Origin of the sequence: Gardnerella sp. DNF01141 (genome assembly GCF_049244255.1) — a bacterium.
GTDB lineage: Bacteria > Actinomycetota > Actinomycetes > Actinomycetales > Bifidobacteriaceae > Bifidobacterium > Bifidobacterium vaginale_E.
This window is the reverse complement of record NZ_CP058391.1, coordinates 100476-116897: the sequence shown is the minus strand read 5'-3', so window position 1 is coordinate 116897 and position 16422 is coordinate 100476. Positions and strand designations below refer to the sequence as shown.

Here is a 16422-nt window from a genome sequence, read left to right as displayed (position 1 = left end):
AATTTTATTGCAATGGCAAATTATCTGGCTTGTCTGCTTTGTGTATTGCATACATCAAATCACTATACCAAGGTAGAACAGTACGATTCTTAGTTTCGCTATTCTCCTGCGCAAACGCATTAGGCAATGTGCCTGTTACAGCTTCAGGATGCTCCACTCTAACTGCCTGTTCCCCTGGAAAAACAAAACCAAGACGATCTCGAGCCTGAGCTGCAATATACGCTTTATCTTTCCAGCGTTCAATATTATTGTCGAGTGTACGTTTTTGCTCTTTTAACGTACTTTCTTCGCGCTGCAATGCGTGAAGTTCAGCCAAACTTAGAGCATAATTTCTAACTGTAGAAATGCACTCAATTGAACCAACTGTAACTATAAAAACCATGAGTAGAAAAACAAGCGGTCCTGAAAATAGTCGACGCTGCTGCATCGGTGACTGTGTTTCTTCACCTGCTGCTTTCGTACGGCGCTTCCTCATAACCATACATTCTAAATTACTTGATGTATTCGACGTGAAAAACACAATAGTAATGGTCAGTTACTAAACAGCAACTGACCATTACTACCTAATTATTTCGTTAGATTACTTTTATAATATTTCGATATATTACATCGCTATATTACTTTTAGATTATTTTAGATTATTTTAGATTATTTTGCTTGAGCTTTACTTAAGATCGTATCTGCAGAATGCTGCAACTTTTGCAATTCTTCTTCAGTTAGATCAAGCTTGCACTGCTTTACAATACCTTCGCGACCCACGATTGCTGGGTAAGAAAGATAAGAATGGTATTCCTCGCGATAGTTCGAAACAGGCATCTGCTCTTTAGAATCCGAAAGAACAGCATGAACTAGACGAACTGCAGCAGCAGCAATACCGTAATTCGTGTACTTCTTGCCATAGAACACCGTAAAGCCGCCTTGGCGAGTTTCCTCATCAACAGCGTTCAAATCAATATTCTTTTCTTTTGCGAGCTCAGCAATTGGCTGTTCAAGAACCTTAACTGTTGACCATGCAACAAACTGCGAATCGCCATGCTCACCCAAGCTATAGCCCTTCACTGCTTTTGGATGCACTCCGAAGAATTTACCAACAGCACGATGAAGTCTTGCAGAATCAAGCAAAGTTCCAGTGCCAATAACTTTTTCATAAGGAAGACCAGTTGTTTCTTTATAAAGCTGGCAAATAGCGTCGCAAGGATTCGTAATATCAACTAAAACACCATGGAAGCCAGAAGCTTTAATCTTTGCGCCAACTTCTTCAACTTGAACACGATTATGTTTAAGTTCTGCGAAACGATCAGGATTTGGAACGTCTAAAAGTCTAATATTACCCATAGCACTTACGATAACTTCAACATCTTTCAAAGCATCGTAATCATTGACAGTAATGTTTACATTAAAAGGCAAATTATCCATTGAATCCTCAAAATCCAATGCATCAGCCTTAACCTTAGCTTCATTCTTGTCATACAGGTATAACTCGTCGGCGTAACCACCAACAACAAGCTGGTGAGCAACAGCTGCACCAACATTTCCCATACCGATAACTGCTACTTTTCGCATAATGAAACATCTCCTTCTGTTTCGAGTTTCTCACAAAAATATCACCATTATGCTGAGAATGAAAGTAAATTCAAAAAAATTTTTTGCGTGTCTTGATTTTTTCAAAAATATTTACAAAAAACGGCCAGCCGAAAACACGACTGACCGTTTAAACTTAAAGACTTAAGAAGATTTAAGTTACTTAAAAGTAGAAAGTTACTTCATATACTTCTTGCAAGCCTTAAATGCACTGTAACCAGCGTACTGAGCGGTAGAACCAAGCTCTTCCTCAATCTCAAGCAAGCGGTTGTACTTAGCAATACGCTCGCCACGAGCAGGAGCACCAGTCTTAATCTGGCCGGTGTTCTTAGCAACGGCAAGATCAGAAATTGTGGTGTCTGGGGTTTCACCAGAACGGTGAGAAACCATAGAGGTGAAGCCATTCTTGGTTGCAAGTTCAATAGCGTCGAGGGTTTCGGTGACGGAACCAATCTGGTTCAACTTCACGAGCAAGGAGTTAGCTGCACCAAGCTCAATACCCTTAGCCAAACGCTTTGGATTGGTGACGAGCAAATCATCGCCAACGAACTGCAAACGATCACCAAGACGCTTGGTGATTTCTGCCCAATCATCCCAGCCTTCTTCCTGGAATGGATCTTCAATGGAAACGATTGGATACTCGTTGATGAGCTTCTCGTAGTAATCAAGCATGTAAGCAGATTCGCGCTCTTCGCCATCGAAACGATACTTACCAGTTTCCTTGTTGTAGAACTCAGAAGAAGCAACGTCAAGAGAAATACCAATCTGCTTGCCTGGCTCGTAGCCTGCGGCTGCGATTGCATCCATGATGTACTTCAAGGAATCCTCATTGGACTTCATCTTTGGAGCGAAGCCACCTTCGTCGCCAAGACCAGTAGCCAAGCCTTCCTTCTTCAAAACGTTCTTCAAGGTGTGATAAACCTCAACACCAGCGCGCAAAGCATCGCTATAGGTTGCGAAACCGTAAGGGGAAATCATGTATTCCTGAATATCGGTTGCAAAATCAGCGTGAGCACCACCGTTCATGATGTTCATGTTTGGAACTGGAAGAATGTGACCATTGGTACCGCCGATGTAGCGGTACAACGGAAGCTGAGCAGACTCAGCAGCAGCGTAGAGAGCAGCGAGGGAAACGCCGAGAATTGCGTTAGCACCAAGCTTGCCCTTGTTTGGCGTTCCGTCAAGCTCAATCATTGTTTCATCAAGAGCGCGCTGATCGGTGGCATCCATGCCAATAACCTTAGGAGCGATTACTTCGTTGACAGCCTTAACAGCTTCCAACGTACCCTTGCCCTGATAACGGGACTTGTCGCCATCGCGACGCTCCCAAGCTTCTGCTTCACCAGTAGAAGCACCAGAAGGCACTAAACCAACACCCTGAGCGCCATCTTCGGTCTCCAAATAAACCTGAACAGTAGGATTTCCACGAGAATCCAAAATTTCGCGTGCATATACGCTTTCAATAGCTGCCACAACTACTCCTTTATACCTATGGGTTGTGATGACTCTTTTAAGACTAGTGCGTTTTATGGACGTTACATTGTATTTGCAAGTGTTTATGCCGAGAACGTTCACGTGTCGCGAATTTGTGCGTTTTGTCCATGCCCGTGCGCCATAATAGCGAACTGACACGGGGTGCAACTTGCGCATTCATATGATTTTGCGGATATTGCTGAGAATATACCCGTCGAACCTGATATAGCTAGTACTATCGAAGGGATGTCGGATGAATATCCACTTTCGCGAGCGAAAAACTGAGTGTATTGCAAACAGGAAGCAAGCGAATAAAAAAGCAAATAAGCCATTAAAATCTTTTATCGCTTGGATTTCTACAATAGTTATAGTTTTTTGCTGGTTTATTATTACACTCGGTCCTGTTGAAAACCGCGCTTTGCCTTCACCTTTCGAAGTTATTAAAGCTTTTGTAGATTTACACAATGAGGGAATACTGTGGCCGTCTCTTGCAATAAGCGTTTTTAGGGTTGTTGCAGGTCTTCTTTTGGGTATTGCGTTTGCACTTCCTGCCGGAATTCTTTCTGGAGGAAGCGCAATAGGCGAAACAATAATAAACAAGCCTAGCCACATGATACGTTCAATACCGTTCCCTGCTCTAGCTCCTCTTCTTATTATTTTTCTTGGCGTTGATGAGCTTATGAAGATTATGCTTATTGCAGTGGGCGTTTTTGGCCCTATGTATGTAAATATTCGCGATGGTGTTCGTAATATTGATCCTCGCCTTATTGAACTAGCTAAGGCTTATCATATTAAAAAATCTACTATTTTCACCACTATTTTTATGCGCGGAACTCTTGCTAATTTTATGACTGGATTGCGTTTTTCTATTTCCGTCGCATGGGTTGCTTTAGTTACTTGCGAAACAGTTAATTCTTCTATTGGAATCGGCTATATTCTTTCGAGAGCGCAACAATTCTTTAGGCCGGATCAGATGATGGCTTGCATAATTATGTACGCAATTGCAGGTCTTGGATCCGAAATTACGGCAAATATTTTCGAATACTTATTCATGCCAGAACGAAGAATTTCCTAAAAATAAACACAATAAACAAGAAACACAAGATAATAAACACAAAAAAGGAGCCAACTATGGTTAATTTCAAATTAAAAAGCGCAAGCAAGCGTGCTATTTGCGCATTGTGTGCTCTTTGCACAGCAGTTGCACTAGCTTCATGCGGAAGCGCTCAGAAATCTTCAAGCAACGCGTCTTCTACAAAAGAAGATACTGGCACTATGCGTGTTGCTTATCTTTCTACAGCAAACTATTTAACTACATTGAAGAACGAAAAGTTCTTGCAGGAAGAGTTTGGAAAGTCTAAAGTCACTTACACTGGTCCTTACACTCCAGTTGATGGACTTACTGCAGTAATGAGCGGTAGCGCAGACGCAACAACTACAGGAACTGGCCGTTTTATTGATCTTATTGCCGAAGGTCAGCCTTGGGTTGCTTTTGCACTCGAATACTATAATGGTGATTCTCAGGGAATTGTAGCATCTGCAAAAAGCGGCGTAAAAAGCTTAAAAGACTTGTATGGAAAGAAAGTTGCTATTATTCACAATGGAGACACTGGCGACTACATGCTTCATCGCGCTTTTGATAAAAGCGGTTTAGACGTTTCTAAAGTTCATAAAGTTGAGATGAATCCTCGAAACTTCCAGGCTGCTTTCTCTTCTGGACAGATTGACGCAATTTCTTCCTTCGACCAGAATCTTGCAGCAGCTATGACTACTCCTGGTTCTAAGTTGCTTGTAAACGCTAAGAAGTATGGCAATATGAACGTTACTATTCATATTGTTTCCAAGAGCTTCGCTAAGAAGCATCCTGAGCTTGTGAAGAAAATGTATAAGGCTCTTGTGCGCGAAGCAAAGAAGTCTCACAAGGAAAAGAATGTTATTGGCAACGCTTATAAGCAACTTGGAGCTTCTGACACTATTATTAAGCAGATTGAAAAGTTTGATAATCCAACGATTAGACCAATCGACGCTAAAGGCTTGGAAATGATGAAAGTTCAAGCTAAAGAATACGTTAAGTACGGTTTGATTAAGCAGGCTCCAAAGAATTTGGATGATTCTGTAATGGACTGCAGCAAGTAAACGCTATTACCTAACTAAAATACGACTATGTTTAAGAGCATTTTTCATAAGCGTCACAATGCTGAAGTTTTGGAAGAATCTACTTACGAATCGAATATTAACGATAGTGATTACTGCGTTAGTATGGAGAATCTTGGTATTTCTTTCGCATCTTCAGAAAGTAAAAATACAGAAAACGATTCTGCAACTAATTCTTCTTTCGTATTGAAAAACATTACGATGAGAATTAAAAAAGGCGAATTTGTGTCGCTTATTGGTAGATCCGGTTGCGGAAAAACGACGCTTTTGAAAATAATTTCAGGACTTCTTACTCCTACCGAAGGCAGCATTTACGCCACAAGTCGTCAGGCTATTGGTTTCCAGGATGCGAGATTAATACCTTGGCTTTCTGTGAGCAAAAATGTTGTTTTTGGTATGGAAGCAAGTAAGCAAGAGCTTAAGGATATTGCGCATTTAGCGCTTTGCCAAATGCAGCTTGAAGACTACGATAACAAGTGGCCATCTCAGCTTTCTGGCGGCCAGCAGCAGCGCGTATCTTTAGCAAGAGCTTTAGTTAGAAATCCTGAATTATTGTTGCTTGACGAGCCTTTTGGTGCTTTGGATGCTCTTACTAGATTCGATATGCAAGATTTGCTTAATAAGCTTCAATCTGAATACGGCTGGAGCACGCTTATGGTTACGCACGATATTGCGGAAGCTGTGAGACTTTCTGACCGAATTCTTATGATTAAAAATGGTGAGATTTATAAGCAATGGCATATTAATCGCGAGAATCTTGATGCTCAAAATCGTCCTATAAATCATAGTGAAATAGAAGATGAGCTTAGAGAAGCGTTACAATAAGTAAACTCGAAAAAATTGATAAAGGCGACTGCAAAATAAGCGGCCGCCTTTATTTATAAAATAAACACAAGCTAATTCACCAAGCTAAATCTTCAAGAAGTTGACGCACCCATGAAAGTATTTCGTGCTCACTCATTGCGCTAGTTCCAAGCGAAGATTCAAAAGGCGCTGGAATAATAAGCATATGAGTAAGAGGACGATACTTTGCTCCGCGGTAAATTCTTTGCAAACGCATCCACAACGACTCTTTTGGATCGACGCCAACAACTCGCACTGTTTTTCCTTGAGAGCTAATTTGCGTAATACCAAGCTCTCGAGCCTTAAAACGCAAGCGAGCAACATCACACAGCGCGCCAAACGCTTCAGGCGGCTCACCAAAACGATCCAACAACTCGTCGTGAAGATCCTTCAAATCGTCATCATTACTTGCGCAAGCAAGCTTACGGTACACTTCCAAACGAAGCTTGTCGGAAGCAATATAATCAACCGGAATCGAAGCTTCAATAGGTAAATCAATAGTTACCGAAACAGGCTGAACACGTTCTGGTTCCTTATACTTCTCAACAGCTTCTGAAACCATGCGAACGTAGAGATCAAAACCGACTCCCTCAATATGCCCACTTTGTTCATCACCAAGAAGATTTCCAGTTCCTCGAAGTTCCAAATCTTTCATAGCAACATCAAAACCGGAGCCTAAAGCCGTGTGCTGAGCAATAGTTGCAAGACGATCGTGAGACTGCTGAGTCATTGGCTTAGTTGGATCATACAAGAAGTAAGCGTATGCGCGCTCACGTCCTCGCCCAACTCGCCCGCGAAGCTGATGCAATTGGCTTAAACCAAATCTGTCGGCATGATCAACAATAAGCGTATTCGCATTAGAAATATCAAGACCGGTTTCAATAATCGTAGTGCACACGAGCACGTCAATATCCCTATGCCAAAAATCGCGAATTACAGCATCAAGCTGCTTTTCACCCATTTTTCCGTGCGCAATAGCAACGCGCGCATCCGGCACAAGCTCGTTAATTTTGTTTGCAACAGAACTAATATCTTCTACGCGGTTATGAACATAAAAAACCTGTCCTCCGCGCAACAATTCTCGCTTAATACAAGCTGATACTTGCGAATCCTCATAAGCGCCAACATAAGTCAAAACTGGAAGACGGTCTTCTGGAGGCGTAGCAAGTGTAGACATTTCACGAATACCAGTTACAGCCATTTCAAGCGTTCTAGGAATTGGCGTTGCTGAAAGACTTAATACATCAACGTTTGTGCGCAAAGCTTTTAACGTTTCCTTATGCTCAACGCCAAAACGCTGCTCTTCATCTATTATGACTAAACCTAAATCTTTGAATTTTATACTCGGGTTCAAAAGTTTATGAGTTCCAATAACAACGTCCACGCTTCCGTCTTGAAGCCCGCTCAAAGTTTCGTCAATTTCTTTAGCAGTTTGGAATCTACTCATTGCAGCAACTTTTACTGGGAATCCTTCAAAACGATTCGTAAAAGTTTCGTAATGCTGTTGAACAAGCAATGTTGTTGGAACCAGAACAACAACCTGCTTAGAATCCTGAACAGCTTTAAAAGCTGCACGCAACGCAATTTCAGTTTTTCCAAAACCAACATCGCCGCAAATTAAGCGATCCATCGGCATTGGTTTTTCCATATCTGCTTTTACTTCATCAATAGTTGTCAGCTGATCGGCAGTTTCTTGGTAAGGAAATGCGTCTTCCAACTCTTTTTGCCAAGGAGTATCTTTACTAAACGCAAAACCGCGAGACTGCTGACGCGCGGAGTAAAGTTTAATAAGATTTTCCGCAATTTCGTGAACATGCTTTTTAGCTTTTGCCTTAGTTTGAGCCCAATCCGAGCCTCCAAGCTTATTAAGTTTTGGTATTTCAGCACCAATATATTTGCTAACTAAATCAAGCTGATCTGTTGGAATAAATAATTTATCTGCAGGAGCGTTACGTTTACTTGGCGCGTATTCGATTACTAAATATTCACGAGTTGCAGTTCCACCAGTTACTGCAATATTTCGCTGCTTCATGCCAATAAAACGACCAATACCATGCTGCTCGTGTACTACAAAATCTCCAGGCTTTAGCTCCATTAAGTCGATTGCTTTGCGCCTGCGTTTTGGCGTTTTTAATTGTGTTGAAGCAGAAGATTTACCAGTTAAATCGCGCTCTGTAAGCACAGCTATACGCGCTTTTGCATCAATAAAACCGTCGCTTAAAGAAGAACGTACTGTAGTAAAGTTTGCAACTCCTGTTGTTCTAACAGCTCTTCTTAATCTAGAAAGAGTACCAGAAGCTGCTGCAGTAATAGTTACATCAAAACCGTCATCTATAAGAGATGATATTCCGCCTGAAACTTTCGAAGAATCTCCCCTAAATTCTTCAGGAGCTTTAACAGGTAAAGAGATATTTCCTGCAAGCGTATCGTCTACGCCGAATGATGTTAATTTCCAAACATCATGATTAGAAAATTCTAATGCAGAAACAGTTTCGTCAAAATCTAAGAAATTAGCTTGATCAAAAGTAATAGGAGCGCCAGAACCTAATCCTGAAGCTGCAACATGCCAGCTGGCTGCCAAAAATTCGTTTGCAGTGGACGTAACATCTTCTGCTGCTATTCTGCATTTTTCCGGATCGGAAAGCATAATAACGGCATGTTTTGGCAACATACTTTGCACTGATTCCATGTTGTAAACTAATGCAGGCAGCAAGGATTCCATACCTTCTACCGGTATAGAATTTGCAATGGACTCAAGCATGTCATCAGCATTCGGAATTTTGCCAATAAGCGAACGCGCACGCTTACAAATTTCCTCTGTAAGTTGCAGTTCTCTACAAGGAGTTGCCCAAAGTTTTTCAATATTATTTCCGTATGTGCGCTGATCTGAAGCATGGAATTGCTTCATTGTGTCAATTTCGTCACCAAAAAATTCAATACGCACTGGATGTGTCATTGTTGGCGCAAATACGTCAATAATTCCGCCTCGAACAGCAAATTCTCCGCGCTCCATAACCAAATCAACGCGCGTATAAGCATTTTCCACCAACCGCTTAGTTGCGTCTGTAATAGAAAGTTCTTTTCCGCACCCAAAAACTAGCGGATCTACGTCTCCAAGTCCTGAAACAACTGGCTGAATAAGAGATCGAACAGGAAGAACAAGAACTCGAATCGGCCCAAATAAAGAACTACCTTCTTCTGGATGCTTAAGCCTACGAAATACTGAGATTCTGCTCGCAACAGTATCTGCGCGAGGTGAAAGACGCTCGTGAGGCAAAGTTTCCCATGCCTCTAGTTGAGCAACGTCTTGCGGATTCCCCCTATACCAGTCACGAAGAGATTCAGTGAAATCTGCCGCATCTTTGCTAGAAGGAACAATAACAACAACAGGCATATTCTCTGCAAGAGAAGCTGCAAGAGCCGGTCGCACTCCAAGAGGCGCTGCAATATTAAGCTCGCCACTTTCTGCAGTTTTTTGAAACTCGTTAATTGAATCAATATTATTTTTCGATAATGCACTAAATATTTCATCTTTACTGCATAAATCTAGCAAAATATCATGCAAATTGATTGATGATTCTTCTGTTTCAATATTTTTTAAGCTTTTTGCAACCATTCTTATTGACCTGTTATCAGCGGCCATTAAAATGCTCCTGAGTTTCTGCTAGCCCGTGGAAAATAACACTTTCTGCAGCATCTGCTCCGTCTGCTAAGAAGTTTGGAAGCTCGGATTTTTGAGCTCCAGCAAAACCTCCAAGCACCCAATTAACAGTATTATCGTGTGAATGAGCACCGCGCTGAGCATGACCTACACCCATTCGAACGCGAGCATATTGCTGTGTTCCAAGAGAGCGATCAATAGACTTAATTCCATTATGTCCGCCTGCAGAACCGCCGGCCTTTACTTTAATGCGCCCAAAATCTAAATCCATATCGTCGTGAATAATCACAATATGATTTGGCTCAATCTGATAGTAGGAGCTTATAGATGAAATAGCAGCTCCTGAATTGTTCATAAATGTCAAGGGTTTGGCAAGGAAGAACTTAGCAGTTCGACCATCAAGATTCATAACACCTTTGCCGAGTTTAGAAAGACCTTTATGATCGGAAAACTGAACAGACCAGCGTTCAGCAAGCACATCCGCAACCATGAAACCCATGTTATGGCGTGTTCCCTCATATTTTGTTCCAGGATTTCCTAATCCAGCAATAAGCCAAAAATCCGACGCCATGGTATACCCACTCCCCATTCATAAAGGCAACAGAACAACGAAATGGGCGTATCGATTGCAGTTGACGTAAATGCACAACTACCCGATACGCCCTCATATACTGAAAACTATTCTACCAAGACTTACGCCATTGGTGAAATTACTTTAGGAATTTGTCTGTAGACAACTCTTTAGCTTGAGGAGTTTTGTTTGTTACTTTGCCTTTAGCATCAGTATAAGCGCCTTCTTTACTCAAGAAGTCAAAGTAAGCCTGAGCTCCCTTTACATCGCTAGTGCCAAAAACAAACTTTCCACTCTTAATATCGGCACGATTGCCCCAATATTGTCCGTCGACAATCATCTTCATGCTTCGCTTAACAAACTTTGGATCAAGGTTTGCATCTTTTGCTTCCTTAACCAAAATATCCGAAGCTTCATCCGGGTGAGCATAAGCATACTCATAACCACGCTTTGCAGCCTGAACGAATGCACGAACAAGCTTAGGATCCTTAGCAATAGTGCGTTTATTAGTAATTATGCCAATAGTGTCTGGTTGGCCAGGAACACCATAATCGCCTTCCATAAAGCAGCGAAGCTTAGGTCCAAACATCTCCGACTGAACACCTTCCCAAGTGCCGTAGAATCCACCAAAATCAGCCTTACCTGATTCAAGAGTGCGGAATGTAGAAGTACCAACTGTTACTTTATCGAACTTGCCTTCGCCACCATCATGCTGAATCATTCTGCGAATAACAGCATCACCTTCAGCGGAACCAAATGTTGCAAAAGTACGTCCGTCAAAGTCTTTTGGAGAATGAATCTTATTGTTTTTTGCAAGCGAACACCAAATAGCACTTGGCTTTTGCTGAACCTGCATAACCTGCTCAAGATTTGCTCCCTTAGTGGAAAAATCAGCAGCATTAGTTAAAGTGCTAAGCGCAAAGTCTGCAGCACCACTATCTACAGCATGTTCAGATCCGGTTTGAGCAACAGCAAGAATATTTACATCTAAACCTGCATCTTTAAACCAGCCCTTATGCTTTGCAACATAAATACCAATATGATTAGTATCCGGCGCCCAAAATAGCATAAAAGATACTTTGCGAAGATTAGCGTTATTATTAGCGCCAGTAGATCCACATGCCGAGAAAGAAAATGCACAGCATGCAGAAAGAATAACAGCAAGAGTACGCTTAAAAATACGCATATTCATGAGTTCCCTACTTTTGTTCTAGTACCGTTCTTCTGGGAAAGTGACACGAACTTGGCAGAAAACGGTATCAAGGGCCTAGCCCGCGCCGTTCAATGCCCCCGAGCAAAGAAAAACTTTGCTGCGGTTTGCCACACATTGACTCACGAAACATTTAGATTATGCACGAAATAAGCGACAAATAAGCAAAACTTACTTAGGTACATCTTAAGTTGTGCGGTTCTAATAGAATATACGTGCTAATCTCGTTTTATTGTGGCGATTGGGGCAGCAATCGCATTTTTAAGCGAAAGGAATTGAATTTATATGACGCAATCGCGTTTAAAACGCATGCTTTTAAAGTATCTGCCAACTATAATATCCGTAATAATTCTGCTTATTTTGTGGCAAATAGCATGCACATATTCTGGAATATCACAAAATTTGATTCCTACACCAACTTCTATTGCAGAAGCCACTGTTGAAGCTTTACCAACATTATGGCCGGCAGCTTTAATAACAACGCAGGAAACACTTATTGGTTTTGCGTTATCTATTTTAGTTGGCATTCTTTTAGGTGTTGCTTTCCACGTTTTTAAACTTATAAAATCTGCACTTTTCCCACTTTTATGCGCAGCTCAAACCATGCCACTCATTTCTATTGCACCAATTTTTCTTATTTGGTTTGGTTTTGAAATGTCTGGCAAAATTGCAATAGTTATGATTTTTAGCATGTTCCCTATTGCGGTGCAAACAATTCGCGGATTAGATGCTGTGCCAAGCTTTTATAGCGATGTTGCTTTAACGTGCGGAGCTAGTCAAACATGGACTTTGTGGCACGTTAAGCTACGAGTTGCAGCACGACAAATTTTTGGCGGAATTCGAATCAGCGCAGCATACGTTTTTGGAACCGCAGCAACAGCAGAATATTTAGGAGCAAGAAACGGATTAGGTATTTGGCTACAGTTTGCTTATAACTCGTTTAGGACTCCGCTTATTTTTTCTGCAACAATCGCAATAATTGCTCTTACTACAATTCTTATGACCATTATCAATGCTTGCGAAAATATTCTTCTAGGTCCTGTAAGCGATGACGAAGATCCAGACAACCAGCTTTAAACACCGTTAAAAACTCAGTCGACAAACTGAGAAAGTAACGGTAATAAGCAAAACACCGTTAAAAACTCAGTAAACAAACTGAGAAAGTAACGCATATATAGCAATATCCGTTATTATCTCAGCTACAAAACTGAGATAATAACGGATTAGTAACGGCAATTCTACTACTTTGCAGATTCTTCTTTCATAGCCTCGCCAATAGCATCGCTTAATTCCTTTTGAGCTTTGCCATACGCTTCCCAATTACCTTCACGCATTGCAGCATCGGAATCTTTCAGCGCTTGAGCTGCTCGCTTAAGAGCAGCCTTTACTTGAGGATTCGTATAACCTTCTTGCTTATTAGAAGGCTTATTCGTTGAGCTATTGGAACCTGAATCTTTTTGATTAACAGCTGCAGAAGATTTGCCAGTCTTCTTTCCATTTTCGCCAGATTCTCCAGGTTTATTAGACGCATCTCCTGCCAAAGCTCCGGAATCTCCGCCGAATACTTGATCAAGAGCTTCATCTAATGTATCTGCAAAACCAACCTGATCACCGAAAGCAACTAATACCTTCTTAAGCAACGGATAGCTTGTAGAACCACTTGATTGCACATAAACAGGTTCTACGTAAACAAGTCCTCCGCCAAGAGGCAAAGTAAGCAAGTTTCCTCGCTTAACTTTTGTAGAACCAGATTCAAGCAAATTCAGCTCTTTAGAAACATTCGCGTTAGCGTTGAAGTTGTTTTGAGCTTGACCAGGGCCTGGAACGTTAGAAACCTTAGGTAATTCTTGCAAGCGAAGCTTACCATAGTTTGGTCCAATCTTTCCCGGAGTATCCCCGGCATCTGAATCAACAGACAAGAAACCAGTTAAAATTTCGCGAGTAATCTTACCTGCAGGAATATATGTAGAAACTAGTGAAAATACTGGCTTCTTTGCATCTCCAGTTTGCAAAGTCAAATAGTAAGGCGGTTGCAAAATATCTTCTCGCTGAAGACTTTGAGATTCTGTAGGATCTACTGGAGTCTGCCAAAAATCTTCGCCAGAGAAGAACTGACTTGCAGTATCTACATGGTACTTTGCGAGCAAATAACGCTGAACCTTAAACAGGCTTTCCGGATAGCGCAAATGCTTCATCAAATCGCCAGAAATCTTAGAAATATCGTGATAATGACCTGGGAATATTGATTTCCAAGCTTTAATCACAGGGTCTTTGGTATCCCAAACGTACAAATCAACCGAACCATCGTATGCATCAACAGTGGCTTTTACTGAATTGCGAATATAATTTGCGCGCTGATTAGTTAAGCCTTTAATTGAGCGAGATGTTGTTGTAGTTGAATCCTGCGTAATACTGCCAAAATCAGTCATTTGAGAGTATGGATAAGCGTCAGAAGTAGTGTATCCGTCAACAATCCATTTAACTCGGCCATCTACAACAGCAGGATACACTCGGCCGTCCAAAGTCAAGTATGGTGCAACTTTAGACACACGCGTCTTAGGATCTCGATCGTACAAAATTTGCGAATTTGCAGTCACGCGATCCGAGAAGAGAATCTGATCTGACTCAAAACGAATAGCATGCATAAGCTTTGAGAAGAAGTTTCCAAGACGAGGACCACCATTGCCCTTAAAAGTAGTTAAAGCACCTTGAGAACCAGTTGGATAATCAAACTCCCATGGAGCTGTGCCCTTTGGCGAACCAACGATGGAATATTCTGGAGCATTTGGAGAGAAGTAGATACGAGGCTCATATTTTTGCAACTTCGTAAGCTTACCTTGAGTTGGAATACCATACTCCATAAATTGCGGCTGACCGTCTGCAGTTACTTTATTTCCATAAGCTGCCACAATTCCATAGCCGTGAGTGTAAACAGTGTGATCATTAACCCAGTTACGATTGTCATTTCCGGCTAAATCTAGTTCTCGAGCAGCAATAACAGTATCTTGACTCACTCCATCAATATCATACTTGTCTACTGCAAGAGTATCTGCGAACGTATAGTATTGCTTTGATTGCTGAAGCTGACGGAAGGTTGGAGAAGTAACTTGAGGATCAAGCAAACGAATTTGCGCAGTAGATTCTGCTTCTGCAGATAATGCTCCAGATTTTCCGTGAGAAGTTGCGTTATACGATTCTTTCTTTACATTGTTTAAACCGTAAGCAAACTTTGTAGCATCAATATTTCGCTGAATATAAGGCGCTTCCATTTCCTGAGCGTTAGGAGCAACCTTAAAACGCTGCAAAAGTGCAGGCCAAGCAAAAGATATAACAATTGAGCAAGCAATTAAAGAAGCCAAAGCAATTGTTGGAGTTTTCCAAGCTTTAACAGCACTCTTAAAACGTTGCGCTATTGGAGCTTCACCAGAAAGTGCATGAGATTTCATAAACCAGAACGCAAGAACAGCACCAACCAAAACTGTTACAACTGCCATTACTATGCTTCCAGGCACTACAGCGTTCATATCTGTGTATGATCCACCAGTAATTCTTGAACCATCAAGAGTTACTACAGAGAACATGTCTAAAATTTGCAAAACTGCCCAAGATAAAATCACAAGCATAAACCATATTGCAATTTGCCTGCGAGCACGGTTAGTAATATTCAATATTCCATTGCCAGCAACAGGCATAGTAAAGCGAATACCACCCATAAGCAAGTGCGAAACAATAGAGAAAATAAGGGATATTACTAAAAGAAGAACAAAAGCACGGACAAATAACCTTAGTCCTGGAAGCACAAACACGTAAAAACCATTGTCGATTCCAAATTGTGGATCTTTAATTCCGAAAGGCTGAGCGTTGAACATAAGTAAGATTTGCACCCAGTGATTGTAAAATTGGAAACCAAATATTGCGCCAACAATTAGCGAAACAATACCAGCAGCATGTAACGCAACTTTAGAGCTTATTCCATGCTTTAAGTCAATAACATTTCCACGCACGCGAATATAAGAGCCATCTGCATTAGTCGGACGAGCTTTAATCGCTAAAGCTGCAGACAAGTAACCGAAAGCGGACATCAGTACAGCGTATAGTACCCAAACTCCTACTTTTGCAGCCAATTGAATCCAAATTACGCTTTCAAATCCAAGCTGCGCATACCACATGCAATCAGTAATAAACTTTGAAAGACCAAAAACTATTGCCACTACGAAAGCTATTGCTATTACTATTGCAGCAAAAAGCCAGCGCCATCTTCTTGAGCCACCAATAAATTTACCTACGTTAAACTCTAATCTCATAAAATGCTTATACTCCTTATTTTTTGCGCCTTCATCATCGCTTTTATTGCTTTTACTATTTTCGCTATCTTCACTAGTATCGCTATTTTCGCTATCTTCGCTATTTTTTGGCGAATCGCCTTCGTCTTCTAGTTTCTTCTTAGCTTCCAATATATCGCTAAAGAGGTCACCGAGGTCATCATCGTCACTATAATAGTCTGCCAAATCTTTTATTTTTTTCGCAAACTTTGAAGAAGTCTTATCTTTGTTTTTACTATTAGACTCATCTTTAGACTCATCTTTAGCAACAGCATCATCACTGTTATTATCTTCATCAATGCTTTCTATAACTACATCTTGATCGCTGGAATCATCCGTAGAAGCATCGTCAGAAGTATAGGCAGAATCATTATTTTGATTACTCTTTTTCTTTCCATCGCTTGAATAATCGGAACGCTTATGCACTTTAGTGTTTTTAGGTTTTTTAGCCATATACGCGCCAAAAGCAACCCATGCAATGCCAATGATTATTTCTATGATGACTTTCAACATAAGGATAATAGTACTATACTAATTATTCCTAATCTACTTGTTGTGTTTGTTGTGTAATCAAAAATAATTACAAAAAAGCGCGCTCGCAAAAGTA

General features: G+C 41.1%; 11 protein-coding genes and 1 riboswitch. Of the genes, 4 read left to right on the top strand and 7 right to left on the bottom strand.

Features of this window, described 5'->3' with window-relative positions; all coding sequences use genetic code 11:
* Positions 1 to 4: 4 nt before the first annotated feature.
* From HXT35_RS00385 to eno, 3 genes are all read right to left on the bottom strand, one after another.
* The gene (locus tag HXT35_RS00385; protein ID WP_004128105.1) at positions 5 to 481 is read right to left on the bottom strand and encodes an FtsB family cell division protein; all 477 of its coding nucleotides are present in this window, start codon (positions 479 to 481) and stop codon (positions 5 to 7) included.
* 167 nt (positions 482 to 648) lie between these two features.
* A complete protein-coding gene (locus HXT35_RS00380) occupies positions 649 to 1563 on the bottom strand; it encodes an L-lactate dehydrogenase (RefSeq protein ID WP_004128103.1) in 915 nt (304 codons plus the stop codon).
* A 195-nt stretch (positions 1564 to 1758) separates the two neighbouring features.
* Positions 1759 to 3054 (bottom strand): phosphopyruvate hydratase, encoded by a 1296-nt coding sequence (gene eno / locus HXT35_RS00375; RefSeq protein WP_004128100.1) that lies wholly within the window; start codon positions 3052 to 3054, stop codon positions 1759 to 1761.
* 148 nt (positions 3055 to 3202) lie between these two features.
* Positions 3203 to 3318: riboswitch (TPP riboswitch) on the top strand.
* Here eno and HXT35_RS00370 point away from each other — a divergent pair.
* The 3 genes from HXT35_RS00370 (at position 3308) to HXT35_RS00360 (ending at position 6033) form a co-directional block, all read left to right on the top strand.
* Entirely contained in the window at positions 3308 to 4129 is an 822-nt protein-coding gene (locus HXT35_RS00370; protein ID WP_004128096.1) for an ABC transporter permease, read from the top strand. (Overlaps the previous riboswitch by 11 nt.)
* 56 nt (positions 4130 to 4185) lie before the next feature.
* Positions 4186 to 5190, top strand: a complete 1005-nt coding sequence (locus HXT35_RS00365; RefSeq protein ID WP_421788060.1) for an ABC transporter substrate-binding protein — start codon at positions 4186 to 4188, stop codon at positions 5188 to 5190.
* 27 nt (positions 5191 to 5217) lie between these two features.
* Complete coding sequence (locus HXT35_RS00360) at positions 5218 to 6033, top strand: ABC transporter ATP-binding protein (RefSeq protein WP_421788058.1); 816 nt, start codon at positions 5218 to 5220, stop codon at positions 6031 to 6033.
* A 76-nt stretch (positions 6034 to 6109) separates the two neighbouring features.
* Here the strand turns inward: HXT35_RS00360 and mfd are convergent, their stop codons facing one another.
* From mfd to HXT35_RS00345, 3 genes are all read right to left on the bottom strand, one after another.
* Positions 6110 to 9694, bottom strand: coding sequence for a transcription-repair coupling factor (gene mfd / locus HXT35_RS00355; RefSeq protein ID WP_421788056.1), 3585 nt, complete (start codon positions 9692 to 9694; stop codon positions 6110 to 6112).
* Positions 9684 to 10283 carry an aminoacyl-tRNA hydrolase gene (gene pth / locus HXT35_RS00350; RefSeq protein WP_421788054.1) on the bottom strand — a complete coding sequence of 200 codons (600 nt, stop codon included), beginning with the start codon at positions 10281 to 10283 and terminating at the stop codon, positions 9684 to 9686. Before pth ends, mfd begins: the two co-directional genes overlap by 11 nt.
* Before the next feature lie 139 nt (positions 10284 to 10422).
* Positions 10423 to 11475, bottom strand: a complete 1053-nt coding sequence (locus tag HXT35_RS00345; RefSeq protein WP_004134874.1) for an ABC transporter substrate-binding protein — start codon at positions 11473 to 11475, stop codon at positions 10423 to 10425.
* Between the two features lie 303 nt (positions 11476 to 11778).
* On the opposite strand from HXT35_RS00345, the gene HXT35_RS00340 reads away from it, so the two are divergent.
* Entirely contained in the window at positions 11779 to 12570 is a 792-nt protein-coding gene (locus tag HXT35_RS00340; protein ID WP_421788052.1) for an ABC transporter permease, read from the top strand.
* A 164-nt stretch (positions 12571 to 12734) separates the two neighbouring features.
* On the opposite strand, the gene HXT35_RS00335 is transcribed toward HXT35_RS00340, so the two are convergent.
* Positions 12735 to 16328 (bottom strand): UPF0182 family protein, encoded by a 3594-nt coding sequence (locus HXT35_RS00335; RefSeq protein ID WP_421788050.1) that lies wholly within the window; start codon positions 16326 to 16328, stop codon positions 12735 to 12737.
* Positions 16329 to 16422: the final 94 nt, after the last annotated feature.

What these genes read in the sequence shown, in the direction of transcription:
- pth (WP_421788054.1), bottom strand. Translation starts at nt 10,283, where the DNA reads ATGGCGTCGGATTTTTGGCTTATTGCTGGATTAGGAAATCCTGGAACA.
- HXT35_RS00385 (WP_004128105.1), bottom strand. Translation starts at nt 481, where the DNA reads ATGGTTATGAGGAAGCGCCGTACGAAAGCAGCAGGTGAAGAAACACAG.
- HXT35_RS00345 (WP_004134874.1), bottom strand. Translation starts at nt 11,475, where the DNA reads ATGAATATGCGTATTTTTAAGCGTACTCTTGCTGTTATTCTTTCTGCA.
- HXT35_RS00380 (WP_004128103.1), bottom strand. Translation starts at nt 1,563, where the DNA reads ATGCGAAAAGTAGCAGTTATCGGTATGGGAAATGTTGGTGCAGCTGTT.
- HXT35_RS00340 (WP_421788052.1), top strand. Translation starts at nt 11,779, where the DNA reads ATGACGCAATCGCGTTTAAAACGCATGCTTTTAAAGTATCTGCCAACT.
- HXT35_RS00370 (WP_004128096.1), top strand. Translation starts at nt 3,308, where the DNA reads ATGAATATCCACTTTCGCGAGCGAAAAACTGAGTGTATTGCAAACAGG.
- mfd (WP_421788056.1), bottom strand. Translation starts at nt 9,694, where the DNA reads ATGGCCGCTGATAACAGGTCAATAAGAATGGTTGCAAAAAGCTTAAAA.
- HXT35_RS00365 (WP_421788060.1), top strand. Translation starts at nt 4,186, where the DNA reads ATGGTTAATTTCAAATTAAAAAGCGCAAGCAAGCGTGCTATTTGCGCA.
- HXT35_RS00360 (WP_421788058.1), top strand. Translation starts at nt 5,218, where the DNA reads ATGTTTAAGAGCATTTTTCATAAGCGTCACAATGCTGAAGTTTTGGAA.
- HXT35_RS00335 (WP_421788050.1), bottom strand. Translation starts at nt 16,328, where the DNA reads ATGTTGAAAGTCATCATAGAAATAATCATTGGCATTGCATGGGTTGCT.